This is a genomic window from Rhodococcus sp. 14-1411-2a (assembly GCF_002259485.1).
Lineage (GTDB): Bacteria > Actinomycetota > Actinomycetes > Mycobacteriales > Mycobacteriaceae > Rhodococcoides.
The window spans coordinates 462,613-478,399 of the sequence record NZ_NPGA01000009.1; the positions used below are offsets into that span (position 1 = coordinate 462,613).

The window sequence follows — 15,787 nt, forward strand, 5'->3', positions numbered from 1 at the left end:
AACCCGTGCTGGCATCTTTCCGAGCGGTCTCGCTCACCCTGAAGAGTCGCTGGCCGCTCTATATGCTCTCGATGCTCATCGCCAACGTCTTCGGTGCGGTGCTCGTGTTCGCCTTCGTGCGATACGGCCTGCCCATCCCCGAATCGCAATCGATCGTCGCCGACCGCGTCCGCAACGTGTACATCTTCGGGGCGTACCTCCTGGTGGCCTTGGTCGTCAGCCTGATCTACGCGTACTTCCTCCTGCGCTCGGTGATCCGGTGGCAGCTCCGCGGTGGCCCACCCACCCGCAAGGAGCAGATGACGACGCTGCACGCGCCGCTGCGTCAGGCGATCGTTCACCTCATTCTGTGGATCATCGGCGGCATCATCTTCGTGCTGTTGACCATCGCGGAGATGCCGTCGTTGTCCATCGCCGTCATCGTCACCGTCGGTATGGCGGCCACCGTGACGTTCGGATTCACCTATATGCTCGGCGAGCGCATCCTGCGACCGGTCGCGGCCCTGGCGTTGAGCGAGGGCAGATTCGACCGCACGATGACCCCCGGCGTCGGTACCCGCATGGCGATGACCTGGGGCCTGGGCACCTTGATGCCCGTCATCGGCATCATTCTGCTGTGCGCCACGCAGCTGACCACCGATCTGGTGTTCTCCCCCAACGCGCTCGCCGTGGCCATCATCCTGCTCAGCGTGCTGGCCATCGTGCAGGCATTCGTACTCTCGATGCTGACCGCGAGCCAGATCTCCGACCCGATCAGTCAGCTGCACAGTGCCATCGAGCGAGTTCAGCGCGGCGAGACCGATGTCGAGGTCGACGTGTTCGACGGTTCCGAGATCGGACGCCTACAGGTGGGCTTCAACCGCATGATGGAGGAATCGGCCGAACGACGCGTCCTGCGAGAGTTGTTCGGCCAGCACGTCGGTGAGGACGTGGCGCGTCGGGCATTGCAGTTCGGAACCGAGCTCGGCGGCGAGACACGATTCGTCGCAGTGCTGTTCGTCGACATGGTCGGCTCCACCGCCACCGCCTCCGAGCGCCCACCGAGCGAGGTCGTGGTGTTGCTCAACGAGTTCTTCCGGGTGGTCGTCGACGTCGTCGGACGCCATCACGGGTTCGTCAACAAATTCATGGGCGACGCGGCCCTCGCGATCTTCGGTGCCCCACTGGATCGTCCCGACGCGCCGACCGCCGCGCTCGCCGCCGCGCGTGAACTGCGATTCGCGTTGGACGAGATCACCGGCCTCGACATCGGCATCGGCGTATCGGCAGGACTGGCCGTCGCAGGCAACATCGGTGCGTCGGAGCGCTTCGAGTACACGGTCATCGGAGACCCGGTCAACGAGGCGTCGCGACTGACCGAGCTGGCAAAACTGCGTCCCGGACGCGTCCTGGCGTCGACCTCGGCCCTGTACTTCGCCGACGACGAGGAACAGGAACAGTGGGAGCTGGGAGACCAGGTACAACTACGTGGTCGACGACGTGCCACCCATCTGGCCTGGCCGGTGGAGTATCCCGACTCCTCTTCCAGCGACGGTTAGTCTGACAGGGTGCCCGACCCCAGCTCCACCAGCGGACCCGCAGTACGGCGTCCGCGCAACCGACTCCGGTGGGTCAAGTGGATCGCCGGAATCGCCCTGGTGGCCCTGCTGGTGGGCGAGGCGATCTATCTCTGGCCGCGGCTGCACGAATCCTGGACCGCCGTCCGCGAAATCCACTGGGGTTGGCTGGCGGCCTGCGTCTTCGCCCAGGCCGTGTCGCTGAGTGCATTCGGCCGAGTGCAGAAGCAACTGCTCGACGCAGGCGGTGTGAAGGTACGCCAACGCAAGTCCGTGTCCGTCATCTACGGCAGCACCGCAATGGCGCTCACCCTCCCCGCAGGCCAGGTGTTCTCCACCGCGTTCACCTACCGCGAGACCCGCCGCTGGGGTGCGAGCCCGGTCGTCGCGTCGTGGCAACTGGCCATCTCGGGCGTGATCGCCGCTGCCGGTCTTGCCGTCCTCGGCGTGGCAGGCGGACTGGTGGTCGGAAGTTCGTTCAACACCTTCACGCTGGTTCTGCCGATCGCCGGTGTCATCGCGATCGTCGTCGCCGTTCGCTACATCTCGAACCATCCGCAGTCGATCAAGAACATCGCGCGCTGGGGACTGCGTCGATACAACGCGTTCCGCAACCACGAGCTCGACGCCGGTGCCGAGGGCATCGACAAGATCATCGGTCAGATCCAGTCCGTCCAACTCGGCAAGCGCGACGGCGCGCTCACTCTGTCGTGGTCCGCCGTGCATCGACTCGCCGACGTCGCCTGCCTGGCGTTCGCATGCTTCGCCGTCGGCGCGGATCCCCGGTTGTCGGGATTGCTGATCGCGTTCGCTGCGGGCAAGGCCGTGGGATCGGTTCCTCTCGCACCCGGCGGCCTGGTGGTGGTCGACGCGACCCTCATCGCGTTCCTCACCAGTGCTGCCTCGATCAGCGCATCGCAGGCCGTGGCCTCGGCGTTGGTGTATCGCGGCGTGAGCTTCATTCTCGTCGCCATCGTCGGATGGATCGTGTTCCTCGTGCTGTTCCGGGGGCATCAGCACGCCGATCTGGAATTCGACATCGCGCTGGAACAGCAGGAGACCGCAGCGCTCGAGCAGCAGGAGACCGCCGAGCTGCGGCGCACCGAGGGCATCCGCGACACCAAGGGCGATCCGGAACCCGCGTAGCTACCCCGCGCGGTATGGCGTCCGTCACTTCCTGTTCATCCGGAATATATACGGACCCCGGTCCGCTTGTGTACTATGAGTTTGAACCTTCAACCCATCTAGGAGTCCTCATGACCACCGCCATCGCACTGCCCGAGCTCACCGCAGGCACCTGGGCCATCGACGCAACCCACTCCACCGTCGGATTCACCGTCCGCCACCTTGTCGTCAGCAAGGTCCGTGGCCGCTTCCAGAACTTCAGCGGCACCATCACCGTCGACGCCGACGGCACCCCGTCCGTCGACGCCGAGATCGACGTCGCGTCCATCACCACCGACAACGCGCAGCGCGACGGCCACCTCAAGACCGCCGACTTCTTCGAGGTCGAGAAGTTCCCCACCGCGACGTTCAAGTCCACCTCGGTCAAGGCCGACGGCGGAGACTTCGTCGTCACCGGCGACTTCACCCTCCACGGCGTCACCAACTCCATCGACCTGAAGCTCGAGTTCAACGGCGTCAACGCCGGCATGGGCAACGGACCGGTCGCCGGCTTCGAGGCCAGCACCGTCATCAACCGCAAGGACTTCGGCATCAGCATCGACATGCCCCTCGAGGGTGGCGGCGCTGTCGTCGGCGACAAGATCACGCTGAACCTCGAAATCGAAGCGGGCCTGCAGGCGTAATCCCGCCCCGCATCACCCCTCCCCCGCTTCACCCCCGCCGGATCAATGCGGCTTTGTTGCAGTCCAACTGACTGAAACCCACATTGATCCGCCCTGGGTGGACCCGCGAAAGGCCCGCATCGCAATCGTCGGTGCGGGCCTTTCGCCGTCGGTGTCTACAGTGGTGCGCGTGAAGTTTCGTTCTCCCGTAGTTGCCGGCGTCCTCGATCTGGCCATGGTTCTGCTGTTCGCCGCGATCGGTCGGCGCAGTCACGCCGAGGCCACCGCACTGTCCGGCCTGTTCCACACCGCCTGGCCGTTCGTCGTCGGTGCCGCCATCGGCTGGGTCGTCGCGTTTGCTCTGTACCGCAACAAGTTCGACGCTTTTCTCATCGTCCCGACGGGCATCGTCGTGTGGGTGATGACGGTTGTCGTGGGCATGGTGCTGCGTGCACTGACCGGGCAGGGAACAGCCGGGTCGTTCATCGTCGTGGCAACGCTGGCCACGGCAGTTCTGCTACTGGGTTGGCGTGCACTGGCGAAATTCGTGCCGAGCGTTCGTTGACGCCGAGTTCGTCGGGAACGGCCTCGACGCGATAGGATGATCCACGGTGCGCCGGGAAGTCTGGTCGGCAACAACTCTGTGCTGCGTACCCACTGTCTGATATTCGGTCGGTTCGCAGCTCGACGAAGCTACCGAAAGGCGTTCTCTCCGTGACAGATTCATCAACCCCGAAAACGCGATTGCCGCTGTTCTCCCGGGGCTCCTGGTCCGAGGCAGATCGCGTCGCACAGATCCTCCGCAAGGAGACCGTCGGTGGCGCACTGCTCCTCGTCGCCACCCTCATCGCCTTGGTCTGGGCCAACTCACCGTGGTCCGCTGCCTACGACTCGCTGATGAGCACCCGCGTCGGACCGTCGGCGCTGCATCTCGATCTGACGCTCTCGACATGGGCCGCCGACGGACTGTTGGCCATCTTCTTCTTCGTCGTCGGACTCGAACTGAAGCGAGAATTCGTCGCAGGCGATCTCCGCGATCCCGCACGTGCGGCCCTTCCTGTCGCCGCGGCGATCGGCGGAATGGCAGTTCCGGCAGTCATTTTCGTGCTGATCAACCTCGGCACCGGAGACGGCGCACTGCTCGGTTGGGCAATCCCCACCGCGACCGACATCGCGTTCGCCGTTGCCGTGCTCGCCGTGATCAGCACCCACCTGCCGACCGCGCTGCGTACCTTCCTACTGACGTTGGCTGTGGTCGACGACCTCCTGGCCGTCAGTGTCATCGCCATCTTCTACACCGACGACATCAACTTCATCGCGCTCGGCCTGACACTGATTCCGCTCGCCCTGTTCGCGGTGGCCGTACAGATGCGCGTCCGCTCGTGGTGGATTCTCATCCCGCTGGCGGTCGTGACCTGGGTACTCATGCACGAGTCCGGCGTTCACGCCACCGTCGCGGGCGTGCTGCTCGGCTTCGCTGTTCCCGTGATGCGCAGCAAGGCCAACGGTGGTCCCGAAGCGGGCCCCGGCCTCGCCGAGCACTTCGAGCACAAGATTCGGCCGATCTCGGCGGGCATCGCGGTCCCCCTGTTCGCATTCTGCGCGGCCGGTGTGACCGTCGGCGGATTCTCCGGCCTGGCCAGCGCACTGACCGATCCGATCGCCATCGGCATCATCGCCGGCCTCGTCATCGGTAAGGCCATCGGCATCTTCGGCACCACCTACCTCGTATCCCGTTTCACCCGGGCGACGTTGGACGCCGGACTGAAATGGCTCGACGTCCTGGGCGTCTCGATGCTCGCGGGTATCGGATTCACCGTCTCGCTGCTGATCGGCGACCTTGCCTTCGGCGAGGGAACTCAGCGCGACGACCACGTCAAGGTCGGCGTCCTCACCGGTTCCATCATCGCGGCATCGTTGGCCGCCATCATCCTGCGCAGCCGCAACAAGGCCTACCGCGACATCCACACCGAAGAGACCCGCGACGACGACCACGACGGCATCCCGGACGTGTATCAAAAGTAGCCAGCGCTGGAATCCGGACCGCTGCGGTGACACGATGAGTCCGTGAGCGAGACCGTGCGCGAACTGTTGACCCGGCACATCGACGCTGGACTGATGCCGGGGGCAACGGCGCTCCTGGGTGACCCCGATGCGGAACCCGTCGCGGTCGGGTCATCGGCGGTCGGCGGTCCACCGATGGCGGTCGACGCACTGGTCCGGATTCAGTCGATGACCAAGATCGTCACCGGCGTGGCCGCCCTGCGGCTCGTGGAGGCGGGCCGGCTGACGCTCGACGACGACGTCGTACCCTGGCTTCCCGAACTCGCCGACCGCCCTGTGCTCACCCGTCCCGACGCTGCACTCGACGACACCGTTCCGCAGGACCGGCCGATCACGTTGCGGCACTTGCTCACCAACACCAGTGGGTACGGAATTCAGATGGGAGACACCCCGCTTGCTCGGGCGATGCGGGCCAACGACACGGAGGCCGGCCCCGCGCCGTCTCCGCTCGGCGCAAACGAGTGGTTGGCACGCATGGCGGATCTTCCGCTGACTTTTCAGCCCGGTACCGGGTGGCGCTACCACCACGGCTTCGCGATCCTCGGCATCCTCGTCTCTCGTATCGTCGGCCGGTCTCTGCAGGATCATCTCCGCGACGACCTGTTCGGGCCGCTCGACATGCCCGACACCGGACTGTGGGTACCCACCGACCGATGCCATCGCCTGACGGCGGCCTACCGGTACGAGGACGGGTCGTTGATCGAAACCGAACCCGCCGCGGGCGGACCCTATGCGGGACCGCCCCCAGTCGACGTGAGTCACGGCGAGCTGGTGTCGACCGCGACCGATTTTCACCGCTTTCTCCGTGCGATCCCGACGTCCGTGTCGACCGAGCACCTGAAGCTGATGACACACGACCAGGTGCCCGCGTCGATCAAGACCGACGAGAGTTTCTACCCGGGCTTCTGGCCGGGTACGGGGTGGGGATTCGGCGTCTCGGTCGTCACCGAAGGAGAGCACCTCGGCCGTTACGGATGGTCCGGCGGGCAGGGCACCGACTTCTTCGTCGACCCGGACGGGACGGTCGGCATCCTGCTGACGCAGACCGAATTGTGCGAGGCCACCTTCGCGCTGCTGTCGGAGTTCCAGGAACTGCGCTGACAGGATCGACGCCGAGTCGAGTGCAGCACCTACAGTTGTCGCCGTGATCGACGATCGGTTCCCGGCATGACGAATCCGCCATCGCTCAGCCGTCGACTCGGGCTGTTCGACGCCATCGCCATCGGTGTCGGTTCGATGGTCGGAGCCGGGGTGTTCGCGGCGTTCGCTCCCGCATCGGCCGTCGCGGGCGCGGGTCTGCTGATCGGTCTCGCCATCGCCGCGGTCGTCGCGTTCTGCAACGCCACCTCGTCGGCTCAACTCGCCGCGCAGTATCCGACGTCGGGCGGAACGTACATCTACGGCCGAGAGCGGCTCGGCGAGTGGCCCGGCTTTCTGGCCGGGTGGAGCTTCGTAATCGGCAAAACCGCCAGCTCCGCAGCCATGGCGCTGGTGTTCGCGGCCTACGTCGCACCTGTCGGGTACACGAAAGTCGTTGCTGTGCTTGCCATCGTTGCGTTGACGGCAGTGAACTACTTCGGCATCACCCGCACGGCCGTGCTGACGAAGATTCTGGTCGCCGCCGTGCTCACCGTGCTCGTCGTGGGTGTCGTCCTGGGACTCACGGGCTCGATCGAGCCGAACGTCGCCGGGCTCGGCTCGTTCGCCGACAGTGGGTGGTACGGAATTCTGCAGTCGGCCGGCCTGTTGTTCTTCGCCTTCGCCGGCTACGCGCGCATTGCCACCCTGGGCGAGGAGGTCGTCCGGCCCGAGCGCACCATTCCGCGCGCCATCGTCTCCGCCCTGGGTATCGCACTACTGGTCTATGCGGTGATTGCACTGATCCTGTTGTCGGTACTGGGCTCCGACTCACTGGCGTCGTCGTCGGCTCCTCTGGTCGATCTGGTTGTGGCATCCGGACATTCGTGGGCGTCACCGCTGATGCGCATCGGCGCGGCGTTGGCCGCGCTGGGAGCCCTCCTCGCGCTGATCGCAGGTATCGGCCGCACGTCGCTGGCAATGGCCCGCCACGACGACCTGCCGTCGTATCTGACCGCGGTCCATCCCCGCTACTCGGTTCCGCATCGCGCCGAGATCACTCTGGCAGTGATCGTCTGCGTCCTCGTTCTCGTCATCGATCTGCGCAATGCCATCGGCTTCTCGTCGTTCGGGGTGTTGCTGTACTACCTGGTTGCGAACCTGAGCGCCCATACCCAGGACACCGAGAACCGGCGGTACCCCAAGGTTCTGCAGATCGTCGGCAGTATCGGCTGCGTCGTCTTGATTGCGACGCTGCCCGCCACCTCCATTGCCGTCGGAACCGTCGTGGTCGTGCTCGGTGTCGCCTACCGACTGATCCGCGTTCGGCAACTGTTCACTTGACGGCTGGTTCGATGAACGTCAATATAGACGCATGTCGAACCAAGACCGGTCGTCCGTCGACGGCGAGTGCTGCTCGCCGCTGATCCACGAACCCCTGACCGAGGATTGGGCCGGAGATCTGGCCCGGATGTTCAAGGCACTGGGAGATCCAGTCCGCCTGCGTCTGCTCAGCCTCGTTGCCAGCCATGCAGGCGGCGAAGCGTGTGTCTGCGATATCTCCCCCGCATTCGACTTGTCGCAGCCCACCATCTCCCATCACCTCAAGGTGTTGCGCGAGGCGGGGCTGCTCGATTGCGAACGACGCGGCACCTGGGTCTACTACTCGGTCGTTCCCGCTGCGCTGCAGCAACTGTCGGCAGTGCTGAACGCTGCGGAGTCAACGGAGGTCATGGTATGAGTACGACGACCGATACCGCCGTAGTCGGCAAGCTCTCCACCCTCGACCGGTTCCTGCCCGTATGGATCGGCGTGGCCATGGTCGTCGGCCTGATTCTCGGACGCATGATCCCCGGTCTGAACGACGCACTGTCGTCCATCTCCATCGACGGCGTGTCGCTCCCGATCGCCATCGGCCTGCTGATCATGATGTACCCGGTGCTGGCCAAGGTGCGCTACGACCGCCTCGACACCGTCACCGGCGACAAGCGACTACTGATCGGGTCGCTGGTCCTCAACTGGATCCTCGGTCCGGCCCTGATGTTCGCTCTCGCATGGCTTTTCCTGCCGGATCTACCCGAATACCGCACCGGGCTCATCATCGTCGGTCTGGCCCGATGCATCGCGATGGTCATCATCTGGAACGACCTCGCCTGCGGCGACCGAGAAGCCGCCGCGGTTCTGGTGGCGATCAACTCGGTGTTCCAGGTCTTCATGTTCGCCATCCTCGGATGGTTCTACCTGTCGGTCCTGCCCGGCTGGCTCGGGTTGGAACAGACGACCATCGAAGCCTCGCCCTGGCAGATCGCGAAATCGGTGCTGATCTTCCTCGGAATCCCGCTGATTGCGGGATTCGCCTCGCGCTTCTTCGGTGAACGCGCCAAGGGCCGCGAGTGGTACGAGGAGAAGTTCATCCCCAGGATCGCCCCGTGGGCGCTCTACGGCCTGCTGTTCACCATCGTCATTCTCTTTGCGCTGCAGGGTGATCAGATCACGTCACAGCCCTTCGACGTGGTGCGTATCGCGCTGCCTCTACTGGTGTACTTCGCGGTGATGTGGGGCGGCGGCTACGCCCTCGGTGCCGCGATGGGTCTGGGCTACGAGCGCACCACCACCCTCGCGTTCACCGCTGCAGGCAACAATTTCGAGCTCGCCATCGCCGTCGCGATCGCGACCTACGGCGCGACATCCGGGCAGGCACTCGCCGGAGTCGTCGGACCACTCATCGAGGTGCCGGTACTGGTCGGCCTCGTCTACGTCTCGCTCGCACTGCGTAAACGCTTCGCCCCGAGTTCGTCCGCGACCACAGCGACAAAGGAGTCCTGATGTCCGACAACCTTTCTCCCAGCAGCCACCGCGCCCAGCCCGAACTGTTGATGCCCCAAGCAATTCTCTCGCGCACCGCAGAGAGACTCGCTGCGGAATACGAGGGCATCTTCTCCACCCAAACCGTCGAGCGTTACGTCTTCGAGTCCTACACCGCACTGCGTCGAACCTCGAAGATTCACACGCACCTGACCACTCTGGCCGGCAAGTTCGCCGCGGACCGTCTCACTGCACTCGCCCAATCACAGGGTGACGCACCGAAACTCGTGCCCGAGGTGCTGTTCATCTGCGTCCACAATGCCGGACGCTCCCAGATGGCCGCGGCCTTGCTCGAACACCACGCACGGAGACTGGTCCACGTCCGATCCGCGGGCTCGGCCCCGACCTACGAAATCAACCCGATCGTCGTGCAGGCGATGGAAGAACTCGACATCGACCTGGGCAGCGAATTCCCCAAGCCGTTGACCGACGACGTCGTCGCCGCCGCAGATGTCGTGGTGTCCATGGGATGCGGCGATGCGTGCGCGGTCTACCCCGGCAAGCGTTACTTGGACTGGCAACTGACCGACCCCGACGGCAAATCCATCGACGAAGTGCGTCGCATCCGCGATGATCTCGACGCGCGTGTCCGCCAACTGCTCACCGAGCTGACCACCACCACCGTACCGGCCTGAGGCATCGGCCTCCGCGCTCGAAAGGCATACGACTCCATGTCCGACACACCCAGTGTTCTCTTCGTCTGCGTCCACAACGCCGGTCGATCTCAGATGGCCGCCGGTTTTCTGTCCCACCTCGCCGGCGATACCGTCGAAGTGCGTTCTGCCGGTAGCGCACCCGCAGAGACCATCAATTCCGCGGCGGTCGAGGCCATGGCCGAGGTCGGCATCGACATCTCGTCGCAGTCTCCGAAGATCCTCACACCCGAGGCCGTCGAGACATCCGACGTCGTCATCACCATGGGCTGCGGCGACGCCTGCCCGGTGTTCCCCGGAGTGAGTTACCGCGATTGGGCACTGGCCGATCCGGCGGGCAAAGGCGTCGAGGCGGTGCGGCCGATTCGCGACGAGATCAGAGGCCGAATCGAGGACCTGATCGCCGAACTGGTTCCGGCAAAGCAGAGTTCCGCGTCATGACGACACCCAGCGTGCTGTTCGTCTGCGTCAAGAACGGCGGCAAGTCTCAGATGGCCGCCGGTCTGATGCGTAAGGCGGCGGGCGGTTCGGTGGAGGTGCACTCGGCCGGAACGAAACCGGGAGGTGCCGTCAACGCACTGTCGGCCGAGTCTCTTCTCGAAGTCGGCGTCGACCTGTCGGGCGAAGCACCCAAGCCGATCGATCCCGATCTGCTCGCCCGCATGGACTACGTCGTCACCCTCGGCAGCGAGGCACATGTGGAACCAGTGGACGGTCCGACGTTCGAGAACTGGAACACCGACGAGCCGTCCGAGCGCGGTATCGACGGCATCGAACGCATGCGTCTGGTCCGCGACGATATTGCCGCTCGCGTCGAGGAACTCGCATCTCGCATGCGCGGCACCGACGCTTGACTCGAATGAAGTACGACGTGGTGGTGATCGGCGGCGGTCAGGCAGGACTGGCCGCCGGCTACTACCTGCGACGAGCCGGGCTCGACTTCGTCGTTCTCGACGACCAGACGCATGCCGGAGGGTCCTGGCAGGACTACTGGCCGTCGCTGCACCTGTTCTCACCGGCGGAGTACTCGCGACTCCCCGGCTGGCCGATGCCTCCGTGGCACAACGGTTTCCCACCCGCGTCTCATGTGGTCGACTACATGCGAGCGTACGAGAAGAAGTACGAACTGCCGGTGCACCGGCCCGTCCGGGTGACGGCCGTGCATCGGGTCCCGGGCGGCTACGGAATCGACACAGATGGTGAGTCGTACACCGCCACAGCAGTCGTCAACGCGACGGGAACATGGTCTCGGCCCTTCTGGCCGAGCTACCCGGGCATGCGTGAATTCGATGGGACCCAACTGCATGCCGCCGACTACCGCACACCGGATCGATTCGTGGGCAAGCGAGTAGGAATCGTCGGGGGCGGAAACTCGGCTGCTCAGATACTTGCCGAGATCTCCACCGTGGCCGAGACCCCGTGGTTCACCGCCCGCGAACCGAAATTCCTGCCCGACGACGTCGATGGGCGCGTGCTGTTCGATGTCGCCAGCGACCGCGCCCGAGCGCTGGCAGCGGGTGACTCCGATACCGGCGGGGTCGCAGGCTTGGGTGACATCGTCATGGTCCCGCCGGTAAAGGAGGCCAGGGATCGCGGCGTCCTGCAGGCCCGGCCGATGTTCACGGCGATCACAACCGACGGCGTGACGGACGGGCACACGACGGAGAAACTGGATGCGATCGTCTGGTGCACCGGCTTTCGGCCCGCGCTGCGGCATCTGCAGCCGCTGCATCTGCACACCGACGGACCTCGGATCACGTTGGAAGACAATCATATTCACGACGAGCCGACCCTTATGTTCCTGGGGTACGGCGACTGGACCGGACCGGCATCGGCAACGCTCATCGGCGTCGGCCGTACCGCACGCGCAGCAGTGAACACTCTCGCTCGACGAGGAAAGGTAGATCAGTCATGAACGAATACCCCGTAGTAGTGATCGGCGCAGGACCCATCGGTCTCGCCGCCGCAGCACATCTCACCGAAACCGGCTCTGCCGTCGTCGTTCTCGAACGCGGGCCGTCCGCGGGCGCGGCAGTGTCCGAATGGAACCACGTGCGATTGTTCTCCCCGTGGTCCGAGGTAGTGGACCCCGCTGCCGCACGGTTGCTCGAGCCGACCGGCTGGACCGCACCGGACGGCGACACCTACGCCACCGGTCGCGAATGGGTGGAGCGGTACCTCGCGCCCCTCGCCGCTGTCCTCGGAGACGCTGTTCGAGTCGATTCCGAAGTGGTCGGTGTAGCCCGCCGTGGACGCGACCGCGTCGTCGACGCCGGCCGCGACACCGAGCCGCTGTCCGTGCACATCCGGCATTCCGACGGCAGCGAGGAACGTGTTCTCGCCCGCGCGGTCGTCGACGCGTCGGGCACCTGGGGATCGCCGAATCCACTGGGTAGCGAAGGGCTTGCGGCCATCGGCGAGAAGTTCTCCGCCGACAGAATCGACTACCGGGTCCCCGACCTGACCGATCCGGCGATTCGCGCCCAGTTCGCGGGCAAGCACACGGTCATCGCAGGCAGCGGCCACTCCGCCCTGACCGCCATCATCACCTTCGCCGAACTCGCGGCCGATGAACCGGGAACGACGCTCACCTGGGCCGTGCGCCGAGGCGTCACCGCAGACGTGTTCGGCGGCGGCGAAGCCGACGAACTCGCCGCCCGCGGCGCTCTGGGGCAACGCGCCAAGAAAGCCGTCGACGACGGCTTCCTCACCGTGCGATCCGGATTCCGCACCGAAACCGTTGCGGTCGAGGGTGATCGGATGACCCTCGTCGGCGATACCGGCGCTCGCATCGGAAATGTCGATCGCGTGGTCGCACTCACCGGCTTCCGACCGGATCTGTCGTGGTTGTCCGAGGTTCGCCTCGATCTCGATCCCACCCTGCAGGCACCCAAGTTCGTCGCCGAATTGGTGGACCCCAACATGCATTCGTGCGGATCGGTGTCACCGCACGGAGTCGAAGAACTCACCCAACCCGAGCCCGGCTTCTACCTGGTGGGTATGAAGAGCTACGGCCGCGCGCCGACGTTCCTCGCAATGACCGGATACGAGCAGGTTCGCAGCATCGCAGCCGAACTCGCCGGAGACCACGAGGGCGCACGAAAGGTCGAGCTGACACTGCCCGACACCGGCGTCTGCGGCGGCGCGGGCCTGTTCGACGAGCCCGACGCCCCGTCGAGCGGCGGTTGCTGCGGTGCCCCTGCTGCGCCGGAGTTGATCACTCTCGGCGCACCGTCGCGCAAGTAGCGAACAGGTGATCTGACCGTCCGTCAGCCGAAGGCCTGATACCCCAGCCATCCGGCGAGACCCAGTCCCAGAATCCCGACGCCGACGCGCAGGATGATCGGCGAGATCACCTTGACCGTCGGTGGCCCGCAGGCACCGCCGACGAAACATCCGATGGCCAGCGCAAGTGCCGCCCACCAGTGCACCTGACCGAAGAACGAAAAGATGATCGCCGCAATCAGATTGGCAATGCCGAGGAAGAAGCTCTTCAGAACGCTTGCGCGCCAGAAGGTATCCGAAGTGCAGATCAACGCCAACGCCAGAAAGATGACGCCTGCCCCGGCCCCGAAGTAGCCGCCGTAGATCGCCACGGCGAACAGGGCCAGCGGATAGAGCGTCGGAAACTCTCTGCCGCCGGACAGCTTTCGAATACTCGGCTGCAGCAGGAGCGCGATGGCTGCCATCGCCACCAGGAACGGTACGACCACCTCGAACGAACCGTCCGGCGTATTGAGCAACAGAACCGCACCGGTGGTACCGCCGAGAGCCGAGTAGATCGCGTACCGAACCAGCTGCTTGCCGTCCTTGGCGAGCTCGGCCGAGGAACTCGCCGTCGCCCCGACACCGGCCGCGACCAAGGCGACCGTGTTCGTCACGTTCGCAGACACCGCTGGCAGACCCACCGCAAGCAGCGCAGGGTAGGAGACCAGCGATGCGAGCCCGGTGACGAACCCGATGAGCCCGGCGAAGAACCCGGCCACCACCAGGAGTCCGAAATCGAGCACAGTCACCGAATAAAACTACCGTGCCTAACGATCGACCCGAATCCCTGGTCATTTCGCAGGCTCCATTCCTGCCCTACTCGACGGGGTTCGCCATCTCCTGCAGCAACCGGCTCGTCATGCGCACTGCCTGATCCCCGCCGTCCGCATCCTCGATGTAGACCGCGAACGCGACATCACCGCTGGTGGCGAGCACGAAGCGATCGTCGCCACTTTCCCCGGCGAATCCCTGCACCCCGTCGAACGTGTCGAGACCGCTGGTGCGGGACGAGTCGGCAAGTATGCCGCGCAACCGATTTGCTGCATCCGACCCGAGTGCCCGGGACTCACGATTGGCGACCGCGGTCTGACCGGCGACGATCGTCGGAGTCGGAGCGCTGCCCCGTGAGATCGCGGCCGCCATCTGTGCGAGACCGAACGGAGTCACGGTCGCCTCGTCACCGGAGGCGGTCGACACGGCCCTGATGCCGTCGATCGCGCTGCGACTGTCGGCGGGAGTTCCGGTGTAGGCGTCGAGTCCGGGCATCGAGTAGCTGACACCGAGACCCAGTGCCGCAGCTGCATCCTCGGCGCTGTCGTCGCCGCGATCGGACTGTGCCGCCTTGACCAACTCCGACGCGGTGCCGGCCGGGTAGGAGCCCCCGAACACCACGTCGCCCTGCTCGTTCGCGTAACTGTTCTGTGCCGCAGCGAGAATCGCACCGGTCGAGGTGGACAGGGCGACGATCGACGCCGACGACCCCGCCATGACCACCGCATTCTCGGCGGCGAGTTGAACGCGCGGATCGAGCGTTGCGTGCAGGTCAGGACCACCAGGGCCCTGGAAACCGACACGGCGCTCACCGATTCCGTCGACGGTGTAGGTGTCGACGGCCCAGCCTGCGGTGGCGTCGCGCCCTTCCTGCCATGCACTTCGCAACGAGTCGAGCACGGGTGAGGTGATCCGACGGTCGTCGACGATGAGCTTGGGTTGCGGAGAAACCACCACTCCCGGCACGGCGCGCAGGTCGTCTTCGAGGACGGCGAAATCGTCGTCACGCAGGGTCACTGCGGTGATCGGTGCACCGCCGGACGAGTTCAGCTCGGCCAGCATCGATTCGGAGGTGATGAGCGGTGCGACGACATCGATGACGTCTGCGAGTTGCGCGGTGGACGCCGCCGGATCGCTCGTCTGCGCCGGGTCGAGGGAGATGGCGTTGATGGTTCGCTCGCTCATCAGCACGTTGTTCGCGGCGTCGAAGATCAGCGGCGGGGCAGCGTCGGTCCGGGTGTATCGAACCGATCCGCCCGAGGTGAGGTCCGGGACGAGAGTGGCCGGATCCCACGCTATGCGCCAACCGACGCTGAGCTTCTTGGTCGAGCCCTGAGCGCTGTACTTCCAGTCCTTGCCCTCACCGAAGTTCCACGCCGACGCGAGAGTGAAGTAGCCACTTTCGTCGGAGAGGTCCATGTACTGGGTGAGGTCGAAATCCCCGGTGGACATGCCGTCGGCCGACAAGCCGTCGAACATCTGGTTCAGCGCGGCCGTCGCGGCGTTGGGGTAGGTCGTCATCGCGGCAGCAGCAGCGACGTCTCGGTTGTCCAGGGCATCGACGAATTTCGAGACCAGCACCTCTGCCTCGCTCGGTGGGCGATCGACCATCCAGAACGCTGCCGAGACCGTCAACGTCGCCGATGCTGCAACGGCGACGAGGTAGCGACCGCGGACCTTGCGCGGGCCACGACGGGCACGACTCATAGAACTCATGAGTCACAATATTCACTGTAGTCACACGAGT

General features: G+C 65.2%; 16 protein-coding genes. 14 read left to right on the forward strand and 2 right to left on the reverse strand.

Annotated features, from left to right (window positions below):
- The first annotated feature begins 62 nt into the window (after positions 1-62).
- From CH291_RS07725 to CH291_RS07790, 14 genes are all read left to right on the forward strand, one after another.
- Positions 63-1,538 carry an adenylate/guanylate cyclase domain-containing protein gene (locus tag CH291_RS07725; RefSeq protein ID WP_068049088.1) on the forward strand — a complete coding sequence of 492 codons (1,476 nt, stop codon included), beginning with the start codon at positions 63-65 and terminating at the stop codon, positions 1,536-1,538.
- 9 nt (positions 1,539-1,547) lie between these two features.
- On the forward strand, positions 1,548-2,702 hold the full coding sequence (locus CH291_RS07730) for a TIGR00374 family protein (RefSeq protein ID WP_068049054.1): 1,155 nt from the start codon (positions 1,548-1,550) through the stop codon (positions 2,700-2,702).
- A gap of 110 nt (positions 2,703-2,812) precedes the next feature.
- Positions 2,813-3,364 (forward strand): YceI family protein, encoded by a 552-nt coding sequence (locus CH291_RS07735; RefSeq protein WP_068049052.1) that lies wholly within the window; start codon positions 2,813-2,815, stop codon positions 3,362-3,364.
- Between the two features lie 163 nt (positions 3,365-3,527).
- The gene (locus CH291_RS07740; protein WP_373455117.1) at positions 3,528-3,908 is read left to right on the forward strand and encodes a DUF3054 domain-containing protein; all 381 of its coding nucleotides are present in this window, start codon (positions 3,528-3,530) and stop codon (positions 3,906-3,908) included.
- 149 nt (positions 3,909-4,057) lie between these two features.
- Positions 4,058-5,368, forward strand: a complete 1,311-nt coding sequence (gene nhaA, locus CH291_RS07745) for a Na+/H+ antiporter NhaA (RefSeq protein ID WP_068049049.1) — start codon at positions 4,058-4,060, stop codon at positions 5,366-5,368.
- Between the two features lie 42 nt (positions 5,369-5,410).
- Positions 5,411-6,508, forward strand: a complete 1,098-nt coding sequence (locus CH291_RS07750; RefSeq protein ID WP_218829016.1) for a serine hydrolase domain-containing protein — start codon at positions 5,411-5,413, stop codon at positions 6,506-6,508.
- A gap of 66 nt (positions 6,509-6,574) precedes the next feature.
- Positions 6,575-7,828 carry an APC family permease gene (locus CH291_RS07755; protein ID WP_094669592.1) on the forward strand — a complete coding sequence of 418 codons (1,254 nt, stop codon included), beginning with the start codon at positions 6,575-6,577 and terminating at the stop codon, positions 7,826-7,828.
- A 31-nt stretch (positions 7,829-7,859) separates the two neighbouring features.
- Complete coding sequence (locus CH291_RS07760; protein ID WP_094687093.1) at positions 7,860-8,225, forward strand: ArsR/SmtB family transcription factor; 366 nt, start codon at positions 7,860-7,862, stop codon at positions 8,223-8,225.
- A complete protein-coding gene (arsB, locus tag CH291_RS07765) occupies positions 8,222-9,310 on the forward strand; it encodes an ACR3 family arsenite efflux transporter (protein WP_068049037.1) in 1,089 nt (362 codons plus the stop codon). The genes CH291_RS07760 and arsB overlap by 4 nt, the downstream gene beginning before the upstream one ends.
- Positions 9,310-9,984 carry an arsenate reductase/protein-tyrosine-phosphatase family protein gene (locus CH291_RS07770; protein ID WP_094687094.1) on the forward strand — a complete coding sequence of 225 codons (675 nt, stop codon included), beginning with the start codon at positions 9,310-9,312 and terminating at the stop codon, positions 9,982-9,984. Before arsB ends, CH291_RS07770 begins: the two co-directional genes overlap by 1 nt.
- A gap of 36 nt (positions 9,985-10,020) precedes the next feature.
- The gene (locus tag CH291_RS07775) at positions 10,021-10,443 is read left to right on the forward strand and encodes an arsenate reductase ArsC (RefSeq protein WP_068049031.1); all 423 of its coding nucleotides are present in this window, start codon (positions 10,021-10,023) and stop codon (positions 10,441-10,443) included.
- Complete coding sequence (locus CH291_RS07780; protein ID WP_068049029.1) at positions 10,440-10,856, forward strand: arsenate-mycothiol transferase ArsC; 417 nt, start codon at positions 10,440-10,442, stop codon at positions 10,854-10,856. Before CH291_RS07775 ends, CH291_RS07780 begins: the two co-directional genes overlap by 4 nt.
- 5 nt (positions 10,857-10,861) lie before the next feature.
- Positions 10,862-11,917, forward strand: coding sequence for an ArsO family NAD(P)H-dependent flavin-containing monooxygenase (locus CH291_RS07785; protein ID WP_094687095.1), 1,056 nt, complete (start codon positions 10,862-10,864; stop codon positions 11,915-11,917).
- Positions 11,914-13,248 carry an FAD-dependent oxidoreductase gene (locus CH291_RS07790; protein WP_094687096.1) on the forward strand — a complete coding sequence of 445 codons (1,335 nt, stop codon included), beginning with the start codon at positions 11,914-11,916 and terminating at the stop codon, positions 13,246-13,248. The genes CH291_RS07785 and CH291_RS07790 overlap by 4 nt, the downstream gene beginning before the upstream one ends.
- 23 nt (positions 13,249-13,271) lie before the next feature.
- On the opposite strand, the gene CH291_RS07795 is transcribed toward CH291_RS07790, so the two are convergent.
- Positions 13,272-14,018, reverse strand: a complete 747-nt coding sequence (locus CH291_RS07795) for a sulfite exporter TauE/SafE family protein (protein ID WP_068049019.1) — start codon at positions 14,016-14,018, stop codon at positions 13,272-13,274.
- A gap of 67 nt (positions 14,019-14,085) precedes the next feature.
- Entirely contained in the window at positions 14,086-15,747 is a 1,662-nt protein-coding gene (locus CH291_RS07800; protein WP_176460201.1) for an NTF2-like N-terminal transpeptidase domain-containing protein, read from the reverse strand.
- Between the last annotated feature and the right edge of the window lie 40 nt (positions 15,748-15,787).

Excerpts from the sequence above, each read along its gene's own strand:
- CH291_RS07760 (WP_094687093.1), top strand. The coding sequence starts at position 7,860 with ATGTCGAACCAAGACCGGTCGTCCGTCGACGGCGAGTGCTGCTCGCCG.
- CH291_RS07800 (WP_176460201.1), bottom strand. The coding sequence starts at position 15,747 with ATGAGTCGTGCCCGTCGTGGCCCGCGCAAGGTCCGCGGTCGCTACCTC.
- CH291_RS07790 (WP_094687096.1), top strand. The coding sequence starts at position 11,914 with ATGAACGAATACCCCGTAGTAGTGATCGGCGCAGGACCCATCGGTCTC.
- CH291_RS07775 (WP_068049031.1), top strand. The coding sequence starts at position 10,021 with ATGTCCGACACACCCAGTGTTCTCTTCGTCTGCGTCCACAACGCCGGT.
- CH291_RS07785 (WP_094687095.1), top strand. The coding sequence starts at position 10,862 with ATGAAGTACGACGTGGTGGTGATCGGCGGCGGTCAGGCAGGACTGGCC.
- CH291_RS07770 (WP_094687094.1), top strand. The coding sequence starts at position 9,310 with ATGTCCGACAACCTTTCTCCCAGCAGCCACCGCGCCCAGCCCGAACTG.
- arsB (WP_068049037.1), top strand. The coding sequence starts at position 8,222 with ATGAGTACGACGACCGATACCGCCGTAGTCGGCAAGCTCTCCACCCTC.
- CH291_RS07755 (WP_094669592.1), top strand. The coding sequence starts at position 6,575 with ATGACGAATCCGCCATCGCTCAGCCGTCGACTCGGGCTGTTCGACGCC.
- CH291_RS07780 (WP_068049029.1), top strand. The coding sequence starts at position 10,440 with ATGACGACACCCAGCGTGCTGTTCGTCTGCGTCAAGAACGGCGGCAAG.
- CH291_RS07725 (WP_068049088.1), top strand. The coding sequence starts at position 63 with ATGCTCTCGATGCTCATCGCCAACGTCTTCGGTGCGGTGCTCGTGTTC.
- CH291_RS07735 (WP_068049052.1), top strand. The coding sequence starts at position 2,813 with ATGACCACCGCCATCGCACTGCCCGAGCTCACCGCAGGCACCTGGGCC.